The sequence below is a fragment of the Maricaulis sp. genome (assembly GCF_030149515.1).
GTDB lineage: Bacteria > Pseudomonadota > Alphaproteobacteria > Caulobacterales > Maricaulaceae > Maricaulis.
This window is the reverse complement of the sequence record NZ_JASBRI010000006.1, coordinates 42158-59895: the sequence shown is the minus strand read 5'-3', so window position 1 is coordinate 59895 and position 17738 is coordinate 42158. Positions and strand designations below refer to the sequence as shown.

At 63.5% G+C, this 17738-nt stretch carries 13 protein-coding genes; 10 read left to right on the top strand and 3 right to left on the bottom strand.

Annotated elements, in window-relative coordinates; all coding sequences use genetic code 11:
- Nucleotides 1-48 precede the first annotated feature (48 nt).
- Both Q1U94_RS03115 and Q1U94_RS03110 read right to left on the bottom strand, forming a co-directional pair.
- Nucleotides 49-1305, bottom strand: coding sequence for a glutamate-5-semialdehyde dehydrogenase (locus Q1U94_RS03115; RefSeq protein ID WP_300541841.1), 1257 nt, complete (start codon nucleotides 1303-1305; stop codon nucleotides 49-51).
- A 48-nt stretch (nucleotides 1306-1353) separates the two neighbouring features.
- Complete coding sequence (locus tag Q1U94_RS03110; protein WP_300541839.1) at nucleotides 1354-2121, bottom strand: pyrroline-5-carboxylate reductase; 768 nt, start codon at nucleotides 2119-2121, stop codon at nucleotides 1354-1356.
- Nucleotides 2122-2436: 315 nt separating this feature from the next.
- On the opposite strand from Q1U94_RS03110, the gene proB reads away from it, so the two are divergent.
- Nucleotides 2437-3594 (top strand): glutamate 5-kinase, encoded by a 1158-nt coding sequence (gene proB / locus Q1U94_RS03105; protein WP_300541837.1) that lies wholly within the window; start codon nucleotides 2437-2439, stop codon nucleotides 3592-3594.
- 289 nt (nucleotides 3595-3883) lie between these two features.
- A complete protein-coding gene (locus Q1U94_RS03100) occupies nucleotides 3884-4798 on the top strand; it encodes an acyl-CoA thioesterase II (protein ID WP_300541835.1) in 915 nt (304 codons plus the stop codon).
- Between the two features lie 67 nt (nucleotides 4799-4865).
- On the opposite strand, the gene Q1U94_RS03095 is transcribed toward Q1U94_RS03100, so the two are convergent.
- Nucleotides 4866-6038, bottom strand: a complete 1173-nt coding sequence (locus Q1U94_RS03095) for an acetyl-CoA C-acyltransferase (protein ID WP_300541833.1) — start codon at nucleotides 6036-6038, stop codon at nucleotides 4866-4868.
- 361 nt (nucleotides 6039-6399) lie between these two features.
- Here Q1U94_RS03095 and Q1U94_RS03090 point away from each other — a divergent pair, with 361 nt between their 5' ends.
- The 8 genes from Q1U94_RS03090 to Q1U94_RS03055 all read left to right on the top strand — a co-directional run bounded on the left by Q1U94_RS03090 (nucleotide 6400) and on the right by Q1U94_RS03055 (nucleotide 17719).
- A complete protein-coding gene (locus Q1U94_RS03090) occupies nucleotides 6400-7710 on the top strand; it encodes an acyl-CoA dehydrogenase family protein (RefSeq protein WP_300541831.1) in 1311 nt (436 codons plus the stop codon).
- Nucleotides 7711-7846: 136 nt separating this feature from the next.
- Nucleotides 7847-9367, top strand: coding sequence for an MFS transporter (locus tag Q1U94_RS03085; RefSeq protein WP_300541829.1), 1521 nt, complete (start codon nucleotides 7847-7849; stop codon nucleotides 9365-9367).
- A 27-nt stretch (nucleotides 9368-9394) separates the two neighbouring features.
- Nucleotides 9395-10552: a thiolase domain-containing protein gene (locus Q1U94_RS03080; protein WP_300541827.1), complete on the top strand. Its 1158-nt coding sequence runs from the start codon at nucleotides 9395-9397 to the stop codon at nucleotides 10550-10552.
- On the top strand, nucleotides 10549-10947 hold the full coding sequence (locus tag Q1U94_RS03075; protein WP_300541825.1) for an OB-fold domain-containing protein: 399 nt from the start codon (nucleotides 10549-10551) through the stop codon (nucleotides 10945-10947). Before Q1U94_RS03080 ends, Q1U94_RS03075 begins: the two co-directional genes overlap by 4 nt.
- A 2-nt stretch (nucleotides 10948-10949) precedes the next feature.
- Nucleotides 10950-12158 carry an acyl-CoA dehydrogenase family protein gene (locus tag Q1U94_RS03070; RefSeq protein ID WP_300541824.1) on the top strand — a complete coding sequence of 403 codons (1209 nt, stop codon included), beginning with the start codon at nucleotides 10950-10952 and terminating at the stop codon, nucleotides 12156-12158.
- Nucleotides 12159-12175: 17 nt separating this feature from the next.
- The gene (locus tag Q1U94_RS03065; RefSeq protein WP_300541822.1) at nucleotides 12176-13291 is read left to right on the top strand and encodes an acyl-CoA dehydrogenase family protein; all 1116 of its coding nucleotides are present in this window, start codon (nucleotides 12176-12178) and stop codon (nucleotides 13289-13291) included.
- Nucleotides 13288-14646 (top strand): MFS transporter, encoded by a 1359-nt coding sequence (locus tag Q1U94_RS03060; RefSeq protein WP_300541820.1) that lies wholly within the window; start codon nucleotides 13288-13290, stop codon nucleotides 14644-14646. The genes Q1U94_RS03065 and Q1U94_RS03060 overlap by 4 nt, the downstream gene beginning before the upstream one ends.
- Nucleotides 14647-14773: 127 nt before the next feature.
- Nucleotides 14774-17719 carry a TonB-dependent receptor gene (locus Q1U94_RS03055; RefSeq protein WP_300541818.1) on the top strand — a complete coding sequence of 982 codons (2946 nt, stop codon included), beginning with the start codon at nucleotides 14774-14776 and terminating at the stop codon, nucleotides 17717-17719.
- Nucleotides 17720-17738 lie beyond the last annotated feature (19 nt).

The following is a 17738-nucleotide window of genomic DNA, read 5'->3' as shown; positions in this document are numbered from 1 at the left end:
TGCCTTGGGTTACTGGATCAGGAAGGGATGAGGGCCAAACGCGGGGCGTCAGGCGCGGGTCTGGCCGTCACCGTGTACGAGGTATTTGAAGGAGGTAAGCTGCTCGAGCCCGACCGGGCCGCGGGCGTGCATCTTGCCCGTCGCGATGCCGATCTCCGCACCCATGCCGAATTCGCCGCCATCGGAGAATTGCGTAGAGGCGTTGTGCATCACCACGGCCGAGTCGATCGTGTTCAGGAAGAGGGCGGCAACATCGGCGTCCTCGGTGACGATGGCATCGGTGTGGGCCGAGGAATGGGCGGCGACCCAGTTGAGGGCGTCCTCGATGCCGGCGACCACCTTCACCGAGATGATGGTGTCGAGATACTCGGTATCCCAGTCGCTTTCCTCCGCCGGTTTGATCCGGCTGTCGATTGCGGTGGCGGTCTCGTCGCCGCGGAATTCGCAGCCAGCCATCGAGTCCAGCAAGGGCGGCAACAGGTCGGCGGCCACGGCCTTGTCGATCACCAGGCTTTCGGTGGCACCGCACACGCCTGTGCGACGCAGTTTGGCATTTTTGACGATGGCCTTGGCCTTGGTCAGGTCGGCGCTTTCGTGCACATAGGTGTGACAATTGCCGTCAAGGTGCAAAAGCGTCGGCACGCGCGCCTGGTCGCGGACCAGCGAAACCAGCCCCTTGCCACCGCGCGGGATCACCAGATCGACGTATTTTGTGCATTGCAGCAGATGCTGCACGGCTGCGCGATCAGTGGTGTCGACCATCTGGATGGCATCGTCCGGCAGATCGGCTTCGCGCAGGCCTTCCTTCATGCAATCCACGATGATGCGGGTGGAATTCAGGCTTTCCGACCCGCCGCGCAGGATCACCGCATTGCCCGATTTCAGGCAAAGCGCGCCGGCATCGGCGCCGACATTGGGCCGGCTTTCATAGATCATCCCGATCACGCCCAGCGGCACGGCGACACGTTCGATACGCAGCCCGTTGGGGCGTTCGGTGACGGCCAGCTGCCGGCCGACCGGATCGGGCAGTTCGGCGATCTGTTCGATCGCATTCGCCACGGCCTCGATACGCTCGCCGTCCAGCATCAGGCGATCGACGAAGGCATCAGGCTTTCCGGCCTCGCGCACGCTTTCGACGTCGGCCTTGTTGGCTTCGAGAAGATCGTTGGCGTGCATGCGCAGGGATGCGGCCGCGGCGATCAGTGCGGCATTCTTGCGTTCCGTGGAGGCCGTCGCCAGCTGGCGCGCCGCATCCTGGGCCTGCCGTCCAAGTTGTTCGATATAGGCTTGCATACGATCTGACATGTCTCGTTTACTCGGGTCGATTGTCGGAGAGTTCGGGGCGCGCCGCAACTAGCGCAGTTCAACGGCGCGATTGTAGGCGGCTTCTGTGGTTTCGGTCATGAGCCGGTCCAGCAGTCCGTCGCGGCGCAGGGCGTTGATGCCGGCCTCCGTCGTGCCCCTCCTGCTCATCACCGAATTGCGCAGCTCTTCGAGGCTTTCCTCCGAGCGGAGGGCCATCTCGACGGCGCCTGCCATGGTTTCCAGCACCAGGGTTCGCGCGGTGTCAGGGGTGAAGCCCAGGCGCTCGGCCGCGGCCACATAGCTGCGTGCGATCTCGAAGACATAGCCCGAGCCGGAACCGGCGACCGCGGTGATGCGATCGATTTCCTCTTCGCTATCGAGCCAGATTGCCGAACCGGCCGCCCTGGCCAGCTTGTCGGCAAGGTCGCGGTGATCCGCAGTGCAGGCCGGGTCGGCATAGAGCCCGTTGACGCCGCGGCCGATCAGGGCGGGCAGGTTGGGCATGATGCGGACCATGGGCTTGTCGCCGAAGGCCCGCTTCAACGATGCGACGGAAAAGCCTGCGGCAATCGAGATGTAGCATCCGTTCGCTGCAAGAAAGGGTGCGTAGGCCGGGACCACGTCTTCAATCTGCTGCGGCTTTACGGCGATGATGATGGCGTCGAAACTCCGGCCAGCAAGCGCGTCCGGGGAGCCGGCATGGCCGCACCCGTCCGGAATGACGCCCGGCGTCCGGTTCACCGCGGTAAACCGGGCCGGAACCTCATCCAGCCAGCGGCGCAGCATGGCTCCGCCCATCTTCCCGCATCCGACCATCAAAATGTCCATCGCACACCTTTGCGGCTGACGTGATCTCACAACAAATGCGCTCGACGCGCCGGTGGGCGCATCGAGCTGCTGATGAGCGATTACATAGCAGGATATATTTCGAATTCAAATGAGTTTTGCGGTTGCGAGAAAAATCGGGATGGCAAGCAATTGTTTAGCTCTGGGCCATAAAATATGATGACCCTGCAGCATTTTTGCAGTGCAGCATCCCATTTGTGGGGTTGAAAAAATTTGAATACAAAATATTTTGCGCCCATCGAATTTTGCGGAGCAGCATGGCGCCGCGTCAAACGGGAGCCTCGTGTGAGTGACAAGAAACGCATCGTCGTGAAGATCGGGTCCAGCCTTCTGGCCAATGATGGCCGGCTCACACTGAGATACGCCTTCATGCACGGGCTCCTGGCCGATATCGCGCAACTGCGCGAGGAAGGTCATGATGTCATCCTGGCCTCCTCGGGTTCTGTCGCGCTGGGACTGAACGCCATCAATGCCTCGCCGGAGGAGGCCGGCGTTCTCGACAAGCAGGCCGCAGCCGCTTGCGGGCAGCCGCTGTTGCTGAACGCGTACAAGCAGGTCGCCCACGAGCACGGTTTCGACATCGCCCAGATCCTCGTCACGCTGGACGACCTGGAGGACCGCCGCCGCTTCCTGAATACGAAGAACACGATCCAGCGCCTGTTCGAGCGTGGCATCATGCCGATCGTGAACGAGAACGATACGATCACCACCGAGGAAATCCGGGTGGGCGACAATGACCGTCTGGCCGCCAAGGTGGCGCAGATGATTCAGGCCGACCACCTGGTCCTGCTGACCAATATCGACGGTCTTTACGATCGCAATCCGGAAGATCCGGATGCCGAATTCATCGAGACGGTCGATGATGTCAGCGAATATCTCGAAGTGACCGGCGGCACGAGCTCGCTAGGCTCCGGCGGCATGCTGACCAAGATGCGCGCCGCCAACATGGCCCAGAATGCCGGTGTGACAACCCTGATCGGCCAGGGCGAGATCGAGCGTCCGGTCTCGGCGCTGCTGAAGAATGAGCGCCGACACACCACGTGTGTCGCCAAGGGTACACCGGCCTCTTCCTGGGCTGTCTGGCTGACCAATCGCCTGCACCGGGCCGGCGGCCTGGTCCTGCGCCAGGATGCCGCGACGGCGCTGCGCGAAAGCCGCACCGGCGTCAGCCACGAGGATATCGTCAAGATCCATGGCGATTTCCAGAAGGGCGATGTGTTGCACGTCTATGGTGAGGACGGCGAAGAGCTGGCCCGCGGACTGACCAATTTTTCCTCGGACGAGACCATGGTGCTGGCTCGCCATACCGACCAGGACGTCAAGGAATTGCTCGGTTATCACGCCCGTCCCGAAATCATAAATCGGGACAACATGGTGATGCTGGAAGACAATCACCTGCCCTGGGACGCGCCGACCCAGTCGCTCAAACTGGTCGCCTCCTGAATCTCGCGCACGATCTGTGCTGAAAACTGCCGGAACCGGACGGATTCCGGCAGTTTTTCCTGTCTTGACCGTCTGTGTATTGCCGGTAGCCGGTCCGGGCGGGACACCAGATATTGGGTCCCGGGGGGCTGTCCGGCCTGCCGGGTAGTGCGAGCTTTCGGGGTATTTCACCCCGATCGATCTTGCGAAGCGCAGAGACCCTGCGTTTCGCCGTACCGCAAGCTGGAAATTTCCGGATGACCGGTCCACACTTGCCGCAACGCAACAATGTGCAGGACACGAGTGTATCATGGATGGGGCTGAACGTCCGGACGGCAAGCCGAAGAAGGACCGCCGTCCGACACCGGATGAACTGGCGCAGGGGCTGGTGCGGCTGCTCGATGTCGAGGAACTCGACGTCGATCTTTATCGCGGCCACCGCAATCCCGGCGGCAAGGGGCGCGTTTTCGGCGGCCAGGTGATTGCCCAGGCGCTGATGTCGGCTGTCGGCTCGGTGGATGACGAGCGCGTCGCGCACTCCCTGCACGCCTATTTCATGCGTCCGGGCGACGAGGACTTCCCGATCATCTACCGTGTCGAGCGCGACTATGACGGGGGCAGTTTCTCCAACCGCCGCGTTATCGCCATGCAGCGCGGCAAGCCGATCCTGAACATGACCTGTTCCTTCCAGCGCCGGGAGAAGGGGCTGGAACACCAGGCAGACATGCCCGATGTTCCGGCGCCGGAAACGCTCAAGACCGAGATCGAGCATATCCGTCAGTACGAGGACAAGCTCGATCCGCGCCTGTTCAAGTTCCTCACCCGCGAGCGCCCGATCGAGATCCGGCCGGTTGAGCCCTGGTCGCATATCGATCCGGAAAAACGCGCGCCGGTGCGCAATATCTGGTTCAGGACGTCGGGCGATATCGGCGACGACCCGTTGATGCATCGCGCCGTCCTGGCCTTCGCCTCGGACATGGCGCTGCTGTCGACCTGCATGCAGCCGCACGGCGTCAGCTGGCTCAGCGGGAACATGCAGGCGGCCAGCCTTGATCACGCCGTGTGGTTCCACGACGATGTGCGCATGGACGAATGGCTGCTGTACGCCACCGACAGCCCGTGGTCGGGCGCCGGCCGCGGCTATAATCGCGGCAGCCTGTTCACGCGCGAGGGGAAGCTGGTCGCCTCGACGGTGCAGGAAGGCCTGATCCGGCTGCGGGATTGAGTGCGGTCTCCCGCAGCGGCTTGTGGCGAGGCGATAACCCCGCCCCAAGGCTGTCGCCGATGCCGGTCTAGAGAACCTCGAAGAGCCCGGCCGCGCCCATGCCGCCGCCGACGCACATCGTCACCACGACATATTTCGCGCCCTGGCGCTTGCCCTCGATCAGGGCGTGGCCAACCATGCGGGCGCCGGACATGCCGTAGGGATGGCCGATCGAAATGGCACCGCCATTGACGTTGAGCCTGTCATTCGGGATGCCCAGCTTGTCCCGGCAGTAGAGCACCTGAACGGCGAAGGCTTCGTTGAGCTCCCACAGGCCGATATCGTCCACCTTGAGGTCGAAACGCTCGAGCAGTTTCGGCACCGCGAAGACCGGGCCGATCCCCATCTCGTCCGGCTCCGTACCCGCCACGGCCATGCCCATATAACGGCCCAGCGGGGCGAGGCCGCGCCTGGCGGCAAGTCCGGCTTCCATCACAACGCAGGCCGAGGCGCCGTCGGAGAGCTGGGAGGCATTGCCGGCGGTGATGGTGCCGCCTTCGATGACGGTATTGAGGCCCTGCAGGCCCTCCAGATTGGTCGTGGGCCGGTTGCCCTCGTCCTTTTCCAGCGTCACCTTTTCCTGGGAGGTTTCGCCGGTTTCCTTGTTCACCACGATCTTGGTCGAGGCCATGGGCGCGATCTCGTCGTCGAACTTGCCGGCCTCCTGGGCAGCGGCGGTGCGCTGCTGGGACTGCAGACCGTACTCGTCCATACGCTCGCGGGAAATGCCGTAGCGCTTGGCGACCACTTCAGCGGTCTGCAGCATCGGCATGTAGATGTCCTTGTGCATGGCCAGCAATTCCGGGTCCGGCTGCACGCGCATCTCCTTGGTCTGGACCATGGAGATGGATTCCACCCCGCCCGCGACGACCACATCCATACGGTCGACGATGACCTGTTTGGCGGCGGTGGCGATGGTCATGAGGCCCGAAGAGCATTGCCGGTCCATCGACATGCCCGCCACGGTAACCGGAAGCCCGGCGCGAAGGGCGGCGGTGCGTCCGATCGTGTGCTGCACGCCCTGCTGCAGGGCGGCACCGACGATGCAGTCCTGGATTTCCGCCGGATCGACCTTCGAGCGTTCGACGGCGGACTTGATGGCGTGGCCGGCAAGGGTCGGCGAGGGCGTGGCGTTGAAGGCGCCGCGATAGGCCTTGCCGATCGGCGTGCGGGCGGTGGAGACGATGACGGCATCACGCATGGGAGTTCTCTCGTTCTTTGGCTGAGCGGTTGGGCGATGAAGTATCCGGCGTCGACCTGCGCCGGAGCGGCAGCGGGTGTTCCATCTTCGAAGACCGGGATTGGCCGGCGCGGCGATCGTGCGTTGTTTTTGTCATGGCGCTGCGTCCGGCCGTCTGTCGCTGGAGTGGAGACAAGGTTTTAGTCGGCCCAGCAGTGCACAGGCAAGCGAAAACCGGACCGCTTCTTCAAATTTGCGCACCTCGGCAGCGAAACACGTATCTCTGTCATGCGAAAACCGTTTTTGTCCGTGCCCTTGCCGGTTTTCAAAAAACAGGTATGCTCGTACCCAAGATACGAAAAATAGCAATCAAGGCGCCCTCATGGCTTGGGATTTCGAAACCGATCCGGAATTTCAGGAAAAGCTGGACTGGATGGACGGCTTCGTCAAAGACAAGGTCGAGCCTCTGGCGCATCTCGGCTTCCATCCGGCCGACGTAAAAAATCCCAAACGCAATGCGCTGATCCGCCCGCTCCAGGCGCAAGTGAAGGAGCGCGGGCTGTGGGCCTGCCATCTTGGCCCCGAACTGGGCGGGAAGGGCTATGGACAGGTCAGGCTGGGTCTGATGAACGAGATTCTCGGCCGTTCCCCGTTCGCCCCGACCGTGTTCGGCTGCCAGGCGCCGGATACCGGCAATGCCGAGATCATCGCCCATTTCGGAACCGGGGCGCAAAAGCGGAAATATCTCAAACCGCTCCTGAATAACGAGATCGTCTCGGCCTTCTCGATGACCGAGCCCCAGGGCGGCTCCGATCCGCTCCTCTTCACATGTTCCGCTGTCGAGGATGGTGATGAATGGGTGATCAATGGCGAGAAATGGTTCTCCACCAACGCCAAATGGTCGGAATTCCTGATCGTCATGGCGGTCACCGATCCCGACGCAGAACCTTATCGCCGCATGTCCATGTTCATCGTGCCGACCGGGACGAGGGGTGTGGAGATCGTGCGCAATGTCGCTGTCTACGGCCAGCAGGACGGTTCCGAAGGCCATGTGCGCTATACCGATGTGCGCGTGCCCAAGGATCATCTTCTCGGCGAACGCGGCGGTGCCTTCGTGATATCTCAGACACGCCTGGGCGGCGGCCGTATCCACCACGCCATGCGTACGGTCGGGGCGTGCAGGCGGGCGCTCGATCTCATGTGCCGCCGTGCCGTGAGCCGGCGCACACGCGACGGGGCGATCGCCGACAAGCAGGCGGTGCAGATGCAGATCGCCGACAGTTATATCGAGCTGGAACAGTTCCGGCTCTTCGTCCTGAAAACGGCGTGGATGATCGACAAGTACCGGGACTACAAGAAGGTGCGAAAGGATATCGCGGCCATCAAGGCGCTGATGCCCAAGGTCTATCGCGACATTGCCGGCCGCGCCCTGCACCTGCACGGCTCGCTGGGCGTATCGCCGGACATGCCTTTCGCGGCCCAGGTGATCGGATCCTATGTGATGGGTATCGCCGACGGTCCGACCGAGGTGCACAAGGTCACCGTGGCGCGCCAGCACCTTCGCAACTACCGCAACGTCGCCGACCCGGATTTCCCTGACTACGCCATGCCGCAGCTCAAGGAGGCCGCGCTGGAGAAATATGGCGATATCGCCGACACGGTCCGCGATCTCGAGGAGACGCTCGGGGCGTAGGCACAATACCGGGCCGGACGCTGGGCCGGTCCGTCGCGCGTGACGCCGAAAACGGCGCACGGAACATGGGGAGGAGGGCTGCGCCGATGCCGGGGCCGTTCGCGCATGTCCGCCACACATCGTCTGTGGAGGACGCATGACAGACACAGTATCGCCGACGGCTCCGCCGCCGCTGAAACGCCGGACCAAGTTCTTCTACGGCCTGGGCTCCATGGCCTACGGCATCAAGGACGTGGCCTTCCGGGTCTTTCTCCTGTGGTACTATAACTATGTGATTGGCGCGCCGGCGGCGCTGGTCTCGGCCGCCATCATGGTGGCGCTCGTCATCGACGCGATCTCCGATCCGGTCGTCGGCCAGATCTCCGATAGCCTGCGAACGAAATGGGGCCGCCGCCATCCGCTGATGTATCTGTCGGCGATCCCGGCTTCGGCCTCCTTCCTTTTCCTGTGGTTTCCTCCGCCGGGCCTGGAAGGTGCAGGACTGTTCATCTACCTCGTCCTGCTTGCATCGGCCGTGCGCACCTTCATAACGCTCTATGAAATCCCAAGCTCGGCACTGGCGCCGGAACTGGCTACCGATTACGACGAGCGCACAGCCATCGCCAGCTATCGCTATTTCTTCGGCTATATCGGCGGGATCGGGCTTTATTTCATTGCACTTCGTTATCTCCTGCCGCCGACCGAGGCCCACCCGCACGGCGTGACCAATCCGGACGGCTACATGGCCTTCGGGATTATCGGAGCGATCATCATGATCTCCTCCGTCCTGGTATCGACGGTCGGGACGCATCACCGGATCAAATATCTGCGGCAGCTGCCCGCGCCCGAAGCGCGCAATCCGCTGCAGACGTTGATGCTGATGGGGAAGACCTTCTCCCATCGCGGCTTCCTGGCGATCCTCTCCTTCGGCGTCCTGAAATACACCGCCATCGGCATGAGTTCGGCTCTGACCCTGTATTTCGGCTCTCTCTTCTGGGAGCTCGACAGCCGCCAGCTCTCCATCCTGGCGCTCGACGCGGCGCTGGCGGCCACGCTGGCCCTCATGGTGGCGCCGCGGGTGTCGAAATTCCTGGGCAAGCGCAATGCCGCCTTCGTCCTGGCGGTCACGGCGATCCTCTTTGCTATCGCGCCCTATGTCCTGCGGCTGTTGGGCAGTTTCATTCCCAATGGCAGCCCCTGGTTGTTGCCGGCCCTGTTCGTGCTGTTGTCGATCTACGCCATGTGCGGGATCTCGTCCGCCATCCTAGTCCACGCCATGATCGGCGATGTCATAGACGACAGTTCCCTGCGCACCGGACGTCGAGCCGAGGGCCTGTTCTACGCGGCCAACTCCTTCATGCAGAAATGCTCCTCAGGCCTGGGCGTCTTCGTCGCCGGTCTTCTCCTGACGGCGGTCGGCATGCCGGAAGGTGCGCGCACGGCCGGGGTCGATCCGCAGATCGTGACCAATCTGGTCCATGCCTACATCCCGGCGATCATCGTCATGTATCTCGGCGGCGCCTGCTTCCTTTATTTCTACCGCATCGACCGCAAGAGCCACGAGGCCAACCTGGCCTCGATCCGGGCGCGCGAATCCGGTGCCATTATCGGCGCGACGGCCCAGGAGAGCGTGGATGCCCCCGCGCGTCCCGGCGAACAGCCCGGAGCGCCGTCATGACCGCCGTTTGCATACCAGGGAGTCGCCATGTCGCTGCGTAACGCCGCCTATATCGCCGGCGCGTTCGAACACCCCACCCGTCTCGCACCGGATATCTCCACGCCGCAACTGCACGCCGAGTGTGCCGCCGGGGCACTGGCCGATGCCGGCCTGTCGCTGCAGGACGTGGACGGGTATTTCTGCGCCACCGACGCGCCGGGCTTCGGGCCGATCTCGATGATCGACTATCTCGGTCTCGATGTCCGCCACGCGGATTCCACCGAGATGGGCGGGTGTACCTATATCGCCCATGTCGCCCATGCGGCCCAGGCGATCGCCGCGGGCAAGTGCAAGGTGGCGCTGATCACCTTGGCCGGCCGCCCGCGCTCGGAAAGCGTCATGCGGTTCCGCCCCGGCGCACCGGAACAGGATTTCGAACAATGGGTGGGGCTGACCAATCACACCTCCTACGGCATGTGCGCGGTGCGGCATATGCATGAATTCGGCACGACGTCGGACCAGCTGGCCTGGATCAAGGTCGCGGCCTCCCATCATGCCCAGCACAATGAAAACGCCATGCTGCCCAAAGTGGTCACGGTGGAAGAGGTGCTGGAAAGCCCGATGATCGCCGATCCGCTGCACCGGCTCGATTGCTGCGTGACGACCGATGGCGGCGGGGCGCTGGTCGTGGTGGCGCCGGAGATCGCGAAGTCGCTGAGCCGTCCGCTCGTCGCCCTGCGCGGCGCCGGCGAGGCGACAAAAGGACCGTCCGGCGGGCTGGGGCTCGACCTGACGGTGTCCGCCGCGGCGCGGTCCGGTCCGGCGGCCTTTGCCGAGGCCGGCGTGAGGCCCGCCGATATCAAATACGCCTCCGTCTATGACAGCTTCACCATCACCGTGCTGATCCAGCTGGAGGATCTCGGTTTCTGCGCCAAGGGCGGGGGCGGCAAATTCGTCGCCGACGGAAACCTGATCTCCGGTACCGGCAAATTGCCCTTCAACACCGATGGCGGCGGGCTGTGTTCCAATCATCCCATGTTCCGCGGCGGCATCACCAAGGTGATCGAGGCTGTGCGGCAATTGCGCGGAGAAGCCCACCCGGCGGTGCAGGTGCCCAATTGCGATCTCGCCGTCGCCACCGGCATCGGCGGTTCCCTCGGCGCCCGGCATGGCGCGGCCACTGTCATCCTGGAGCGGCAATCATGAGCGAGCGCACACTCACCGCACCCCGGCCCAATCCCGAAACGCAAGCCTTCTGGGACGGCGCGTCGAACGGCGTGCTCAAGATCAAGTCGTGCGGCGCGTGTTCCAGACCGCATTATTACCCCCGCGCGCACTGTCCGCATTGCGGATCGCCCGATACGGGCTGGGTGGAGACCCGGGGCGAGGGCGAGATCCATTCTGTCTCGGTGATGCGCCGTGGCGAGGGCGCGCCCTTTGCCGTGGCCTATGTGACCCTCGCCGAGGGGCCCGCAATTCTGACCAATATCGTCGACTGCGATCCCGATACGCTGGCCGTCGGCCAGAAAGTGCGCGTCGTCTTCAAGCCGACCGAAGACGGCGCGCCGCCCGTTCCCATGTTCACACCGAGTGGAGACTGATCATGGCCACTGCCGAAATGACCAATCCTGCCGATGCTCTCGAAGACTTCCGCACGGAAGCGGCCGGCTGGCTCGCCGAAAACTTCCCCAAATCCCTGGTGGGCAAGGAGAACCTGCTTGCCACCGTGGAAGGCGGAGGCGACAGCGACCCCGAGGCCGTCGCCTGGAAAAAGGCGATGGGCGAAAAGGGATGGGGCACGCCGACCTGGCCGAAGGCCTATGGCGGCGGCGGGCTCTCCTATCGCGAAGCGCGGGTGCTGCAGGAAGAGATGGGCAAGATCGGCGCCTGGAATCCGATCGGCGGCATGGGCGTGATGATGCTCGGGCCGACCTTGCTGGAATTTGCTTCGGAAGAGCAGAAGAAGATCCATATCCCGCCGATCTGCCGCGGCGAGATCCGATGGTGCCAGGGCTATTCCGAGCCGGGCGCGGGATCCGATCTCGCCAGTTTGAAGACCAAATGCGAGGACAAGGGCGATCACTGGCTGGTCAACGGCCAGAAGACCTGGACGTCGGGCGGCCAGTGGGCCGACTGGTGTTTCGCCCTCGTGCGTACTGACACGACGAGGAAACACGAAGGCATCTCCTTCATCCTGCTGGACATGAAGACGCCGGGCGTGGAGGTGAAGCCGATCCGCATGATCTCGGGTACCTCGCCCTTCTGCGAGACTTTCTTCACCGATGTGAAAGTGCCCAAGGAAAACCTGGTCGGCGAGCCAGGCCAGGGCTGGACAATCGGGAAGCGCCTCCTGCAGCACGAGCGGACCAATCTGTCCGGCGGCGGCCGCATGAGCCGGCAGCACGGGCCGTCGCTCTCGGACATGGCCAAGCGCTATGTCGGTACGGATGATGAGGGCTGCATTGCCGATACCGATCTGCGCATGCGCATCGTGCGTCACGAGATGGCGGCCCGGGCCTTCCAGGCCACGGCTCGCCGGGTGATGCTGGAGTCGAAAGGCGGAAATATCTCGCTCGCCTCTTCCATCCTGAAGAATGTCGGCGCCCGTATCACCCAGGAACGCGCCGAGCTGACCCTGGAAATCATGGGCATGAATGGGCTGGGCTGGTCCGGCGACGGATTTTCCCAGGAGGAGCTTGGCGCGACGCGCGGCTGGCTTTGGGGCAAGGCGGTGTCGATCTATGGCGGCACGACCGAGATCCAGAACAATGTCATCGCCAAGCGCATCCTCGGGATGCTGGACCATCAATAGGGCAGGGGAGACACGATATGGCCGTCCTTAATGAAGAACAGACCATGCTGCGCGACATGGCGCGCGACTGGGCCAGGACGCAATCCCCCGTCACCGCCTTCCGGAAGGTGCGCGATGCCGGCGCGGCGATCGGATTTGATCCCGGGGCCTTCGCGGCCCAGGCCGAGATGGGCTGGACCGGTGTGATTATTCCGGAAAACTATGGCGGCTCGGATTTTGGCTATCTCAGCCTCGGTCTCGTGCTGGAGGAAACCGGCCGCACCCTGACTGCCAGCCCGCTGGGGACAACGACGCTGGCCGCCGCCAGCGCGTTGATCCTCGGTGGCGACGAGGCGCAGAAACAGGCCTGGCTGCCGAGAATCGCCTCCGGCGAAGCGATCGCGGCACTCGCGGTGGATGAGGGTGCGCGTCACGACCCCCGGGCCATCGCGGCGACGGCGTACAAGTCCGGCGATGGCTGGACGCTGTCCGGCACGAAGGTCTTCGTGGCCGAAGGCGATGCAGCGCACCTGTTCGTGGTGGCCGCGCAAACCGGACAGGGTATCGGGCTCTTCCTTGTGCCCGGTGATGCGCAGGGCGTCTCTCGCGTCTCGCGCAATATGGTGGATGCGCGCAGCCATGCGGAAATCGTCTTTGACAAGGTGGTGCTTGGCGCCGATGCCCTGATCGGGCCCGAGAATGGCGCAGGCCTGCTCGACCAGGTGCTTGACCGGGCCCGGGCCGGTGTGGCCGCGGAAATGCTGGGCCTGGCGGTCCAAGCGTTCGAGGACACGCTGGACTATCTGAAGACCCGCGAACAGTTCGGCGAGATCCTTTCGCGCTTCCAGGCCTTGCAGCACCGCATGGCCAACCAGTTTACCCAGATCGAGCTGATGCGCTCCGTCGTCGAGGGGGCGCTGGAAGCCATCGATGCCGGGCGCGACGATATTGCCGAGAAGGTATCCCTGGCCAAGGCAACGGCGTGCGAGACACTGCATCTGGTCTCGCGGGAAATGATCCAGCTGCATGGCGGGATCGGCATGACCGACGAGCACCATGCCGGCTTCTACATCAAGCGGGCCCGCATCCTGGAAAACGCCTGGGGCAATGCCGCCTTCCACCGGGAGCGCTTTGCGCGCCTGGCGGGGTATTGAGCGGCGACGCGGACCGTTCCGTTCCCGCCCCGTCCGCCAACCGCGTTCGCGCGGATGGCGGCGCGGGCCGGGAGCGGGCCTATGACCGCTTTGTCGAAGGCAATCTGAAGCGTAACTACCTCGCCCATTTCACCCACGGCATGCTGGGCATGACGGGGTTTCGCCTGATCTTCGCACCGACCTTCGTGCCGGCCTATCTCCATATGCTCACCGGCTCGCCCTTCATGGTCGGGCTCGGTCAGTCGCTGATCCAGGCCGGGGCTATCGCTTCGCCGATCATGGGAGCGGCCTCCATCGAGCACCGCCGTCACGTCATGCCCGCGGCGATGACCATCGGCGTTCTGATGCGGCTGCAATTGCTGGGGCTGGCCCTGGCCGGCTGGTTCCTGACCGGGTCGCTCCTCTTGCTGGCGACCTTCGTCTTCCTGTTCCTCTTCGGCTTCTTCCTGGGCTCCCAACGGGTCGCTTTCCAGGTTGTTCTGGCCAAGGTAATCCCGACCCGTCTGCGCGGGCGTCTGCAGGCCTGGCGAAACCTGGCCGGCGGCGCGATCGCGGCCGGGCTGTCCTGGTGGGCCGGGGTTTATCTCATCGACCCGAATGTCTTTGGCAACGGCTATGCGACAACCTTCATGGTCGCCTTCCTGCTGACCAGTGCGGGCCTGCTGGCGCTCTACCTTGTCATGCGCGAGCCCGGATCCCCGACGGTGAAAGCGCAGATGCCCGTGCTGGACCGGATTCGGGAATTCCCCATCCTGCTGGCCGATCGCGACTACCGGAATTTCCTGATCGCCCTGGTTTTTGCGACCATGGGGCGGATCGCCGTGCCGTTCTGCATCATTCACGCGGGCCGGCAGATGGAAGTCGACGGTGCCGTCATCGGATTGTTTTCGCTAGCCTTCCTGGGGGCCGATACCGTGACCAATCTGATCTGGGGCACACTGGGCGACCGGTATGGCTTCCGCTTCACCTTCATCGGCACGGTGGCTGTCTGGCTGATTTCCCTTGTGGCCATGATCTTTGCCATAGCGCCCTGGCATTTCCTGCTGGCCTTCTTCGGGCTCGGCGCGGCGATGTCGGGCAATATGATGAGCGTGACAACTCTGGTCCTCGAATTTGGCCATCGCGACGACATTCCCATGCGCCTGGCCCTGTCGACGACAGCCGAGACCACGGTCGCGACCCTGGGACCCCTGCTCGGAGGGCTGGTTGCCATGGCCTTCGGGTTGATTCCGGTTTTCTCCCTGGCGATCGCGAGCCTGGCTATCGCTTTGGCTGTTCTAGTGTGGGCAGTACGCGAACCGCGGCACCTGAATTTGGTTGACGTAAAGGAGAGCCACGGCGGCATTAGCCAATAATAACTCGCAAACGTCGTTTAAGTTTCTTGACTTGATCAAACCTCATTGTTCTAATCGAATATGCGGTATGTAAAAAAACCAAACAGCCGCATCAGTCTGGGAGGAGATTATGACTGTGAAGGGACTTATGCGTGCGAGCAGCGCGCTGACAGCCCTTGCGCTGACTGCGGGCTTGGGCGCCCAGGTGTCGGCGCAAGACGACGCCCGGGGGCGTCAGGCCGAGGATGTGATCATCGTCACCGGTTCCGTAATTCAGGGGACGCCCGAGGATGCGGCGCTTCCAGTCGACGTGCTGTCGGCGGAAGAACTCGCCCGGTTGGGCAATCCCTCGCCCGTGGAACTGATCAAGGCGCTGCCGGTATCCAGCGGCGTCATTGGGGACACCAACCAGTTCGACAGCCGCTCGCAGGCGACCGAGGGCATGGCGTCGGTGAACCTGCGCGGTCTTAGCCCGCAGCGCACCCTGGTCCTGCTCAACAATCGCCGGCTGGTGCCCGCGGGCACGGGGGTTCCCTTCGTCGACGTAAACCTGTTGCCGCACGCGGCCATCGGGCGCGTCGAGATTCTCAAGGACGGCGCGGCGGCGATCTACGGCTCCGACGCCGTCGGCGGTGTGGTCAACTTCATCACGCGCTCGGATCAGGAAGGTTTCCGTATCGGGGGAGACTACACCTTCATTTCCGACAGCGATGGCGACTACACCCTGCATGGCAGTTTCGGCCATCAGACCGACAATTTCCGCATGCTGCTGGCGGCGGGCTTCCAGCACCGTTCCGAACTCCTGGCCATGGACCGCGACTATGCGGTTCGGCCCTTCGAGGAAAATCCCGAGGGCGGCTGGACCGGCGGCGGCAATCCGGCGACCTTCCTGCCGCTCGGTGTCATTCCCGGTGTGGGTGTCGCGCCGATCGGCGGTCTGCGCGCCGACCCGGACTGCGAAGTGCTCGGCGGCTATGTCACGGCGGCGGGCTGGTGCCGGACGCAATACACCGGCTTCGACGCCCTGGTGGAAGACGAGGACCGCTACCAGCTCTTCGGCCAGTTCGAACTCGACCTGTCGGACACGGTGACCTGGGATCTCAGCCTGCTCTACGGCAATGATGAAGTCCCGCGCTATCGCAGCTCGCCGACCTATCTGCTGACCCAGCCGCCGTCGGCGTCGGTGGGTGGGTCGCCCAGCGGCTTTATCGTTCCGGGCAACAATCCGGGCTTCATCCAGATGGTCACCGAAAACCCGGGCATCGTTCCGGCCGGAACCGTCGCCACCCTGTTCCCCACCCTGTTGTTCCGGCCGATGCTGGCCGGTGGCAATCCGGCACTACGGGATGCCGGAAACGAGCTGGGTTCAGGCCTGGGGCGCCGCGAGAACGAGTCGTTCCGCGTCTCTACCGGGCTGAGTTTCGACATCAGCGATACCAGCCAGTTCAACATGGCGCTGACCTATCACAAGTTCGAACGCTATTTCGACGGCAAAGATTCGTTCGGCGACCGCGTTCAGCTGGCCCTGCATGGCTATGGCGGCCCGAATTGTACGCCGTTCGCCGGCGCGCCGGGCACCGGAGGCTGCATGTGGCTGAACCCGTTCGGCAACCAGGCCCCGCGCAATCCGGTCACCGGCGTGGAGCGTCCCGGCGACGAGCCGAACCAGAACAGTGCCGAACTGATCGACTGGTTCTTCGTCCAGTCCTGGTCCTTCCCGGAAACCGAACTGTTCGTGTTCGACGCCACCCTCAGCGGCGAAACCGGTTGGGAACTGGCCGGCGGACCGGTGCTCTATGGTCTCGGCGCGCAATACCGCCAGAATACGTTCGCGGCGACCTACGGCCCCAACAACAATATTGCCGTCAATCCGTGCCGCGACACGCCGGTCAACGGCAATACGACGTGTAACCCGGCCAATGGCGCCCTGGCTTTCCTGGGCACGAATGCCGATGCGGAAGCCGATAACGACGTCTATGCCATCTTCGGCGAGCTGCAATTGCCGGTGACGGACGATTTCAACGTCCAGCTGGCCGCTCGCTACGAGGATTATGGCGGGGGCACGGGCTCGACCTTCGACCCGAAGGTCACGGCCCGCTGGCAGCTCAACGACACCTTTGCCCTGCGCGGTTCGGTGGCGACTACCTTCCGCGGCCCGCCGGCCCAGCAGCTGGCTGACCGCAATGTGACCTCGCTGCAGGTGATCGCGTCGAGCTTCCGTCCCGTGGATGTATTCGGCAATCCGAATCTGGCACCGGAAACGGCCACCAACTACTCGGTCGGCCTGTTGATCGACAACGGTCCGTTCACGGCCAGCGTCGACTATTTCCGCTACGAGATCGAGGACACGATCACGTCGGAACCGCTGTCAGGCATGGTCGCTACCATGTTTGCCGATCCTTCGAACTGCACCGACCCATCCTTTGACGGCCTGCGCGAGCGTTTCCAGTTCAATGATGGCGGTGGCGTTCCGGGGGCGGGGACCTGCGCCGTGGGGAATATCTCCCGTGTGCGTACGGGCTGGGTCAATGGCGGCAGCCTGACCAGCTCGGGCATCGACTTCATCCTGAACTACGACTTCGGCGACTTCGCCGGCGGCGACCTCAATGGCGGTATCACTGCCACCTACATGCTCGGCAACGAGCTGGGTCCGGAAACCGTCGAGGGCATTCAGGTTCAGGACGGGTTCGACGGGGTTGGATTCCTGAATTTCCAGACTACGGCCTATCCGGTGCCGGAATGGAAGGCGCGGGGCTTTCTGGAATTCACGCGCGCCAGCTTCGATGCCCGTCTGACGGTGAACTATATCGACAGCTATCGCGATCAGCGGGCCGATGCAGGCACCGGTCCGTTCGCTCCCAACCCCTACATCGCCGGAAACCCGGTCCTGATGCAGGGTGCGACGATCGACAGCCAGGTCACCACGGACATCAACCTGCGCTACCACTTCGGCGAGGCCACGACCTTCACTGTCACGGCGCTCAACATCACCGATGAGGAACCGCCGCTGGCCCGTCTGGACTACAACTACGATCCCTTCACCGGAAATCCGCTTGGCCGGATGTTCCGCGTCGGCTTCAGTTCCGAGTTCTAGGCTGACGAGTGTACTCACG

What these genes read in the sequence shown, in the direction of transcription:
- Q1U94_RS03115 (WP_300541841.1), bottom strand. Translation starts at nt 1,305, where the DNA reads ATGTCAGATCGTATGCAAGCCTATATCGAACAACTTGGACGGCAGGCC.
- Q1U94_RS03110 (WP_300541839.1), bottom strand. Translation starts at nt 2,121, where the DNA reads ATGGTCGGATGCGGGAAGATGGGCGGAGCCATGCTGCGCCGCTGGCTG.
- Q1U94_RS03100 (WP_300541835.1), top strand. Translation starts at nt 3,884, where the DNA reads ATGGATGGGGCTGAACGTCCGGACGGCAAGCCGAAGAAGGACCGCCGT.
- Q1U94_RS03095 (WP_300541833.1), bottom strand. Translation starts at nt 6,038, where the DNA reads ATGCGTGATGCCGTCATCGTCTCCACCGCCCGCACGCCGATCGGCAAG.
- Q1U94_RS03090 (WP_300541831.1), top strand. Translation starts at nt 6,400, where the DNA reads ATGGCTTGGGATTTCGAAACCGATCCGGAATTTCAGGAAAAGCTGGAC.
- Q1U94_RS03085 (WP_300541829.1), top strand. Translation starts at nt 7,847, where the DNA reads ATGACAGACACAGTATCGCCGACGGCTCCGCCGCCGCTGAAACGCCGG.
- Q1U94_RS03080 (WP_300541827.1), top strand. Translation starts at nt 9,395, where the DNA reads ATGTCGCTGCGTAACGCCGCCTATATCGCCGGCGCGTTCGAACACCCC.
- Q1U94_RS03075 (WP_300541825.1), top strand. Translation starts at nt 10,549, where the DNA reads ATGAGCGAGCGCACACTCACCGCACCCCGGCCCAATCCCGAAACGCAA.
- Q1U94_RS03070 (WP_300541824.1), top strand. Translation starts at nt 10,950, where the DNA reads ATGGCCACTGCCGAAATGACCAATCCTGCCGATGCTCTCGAAGACTTC.
- Q1U94_RS03065 (WP_300541822.1), top strand. Translation starts at nt 12,176, where the DNA reads ATGGCCGTCCTTAATGAAGAACAGACCATGCTGCGCGACATGGCGCGC.
- Q1U94_RS03055 (WP_300541818.1), top strand. Translation starts at nt 14,774, where the DNA reads ATGCGTGCGAGCAGCGCGCTGACAGCCCTTGCGCTGACTGCGGGCTTG.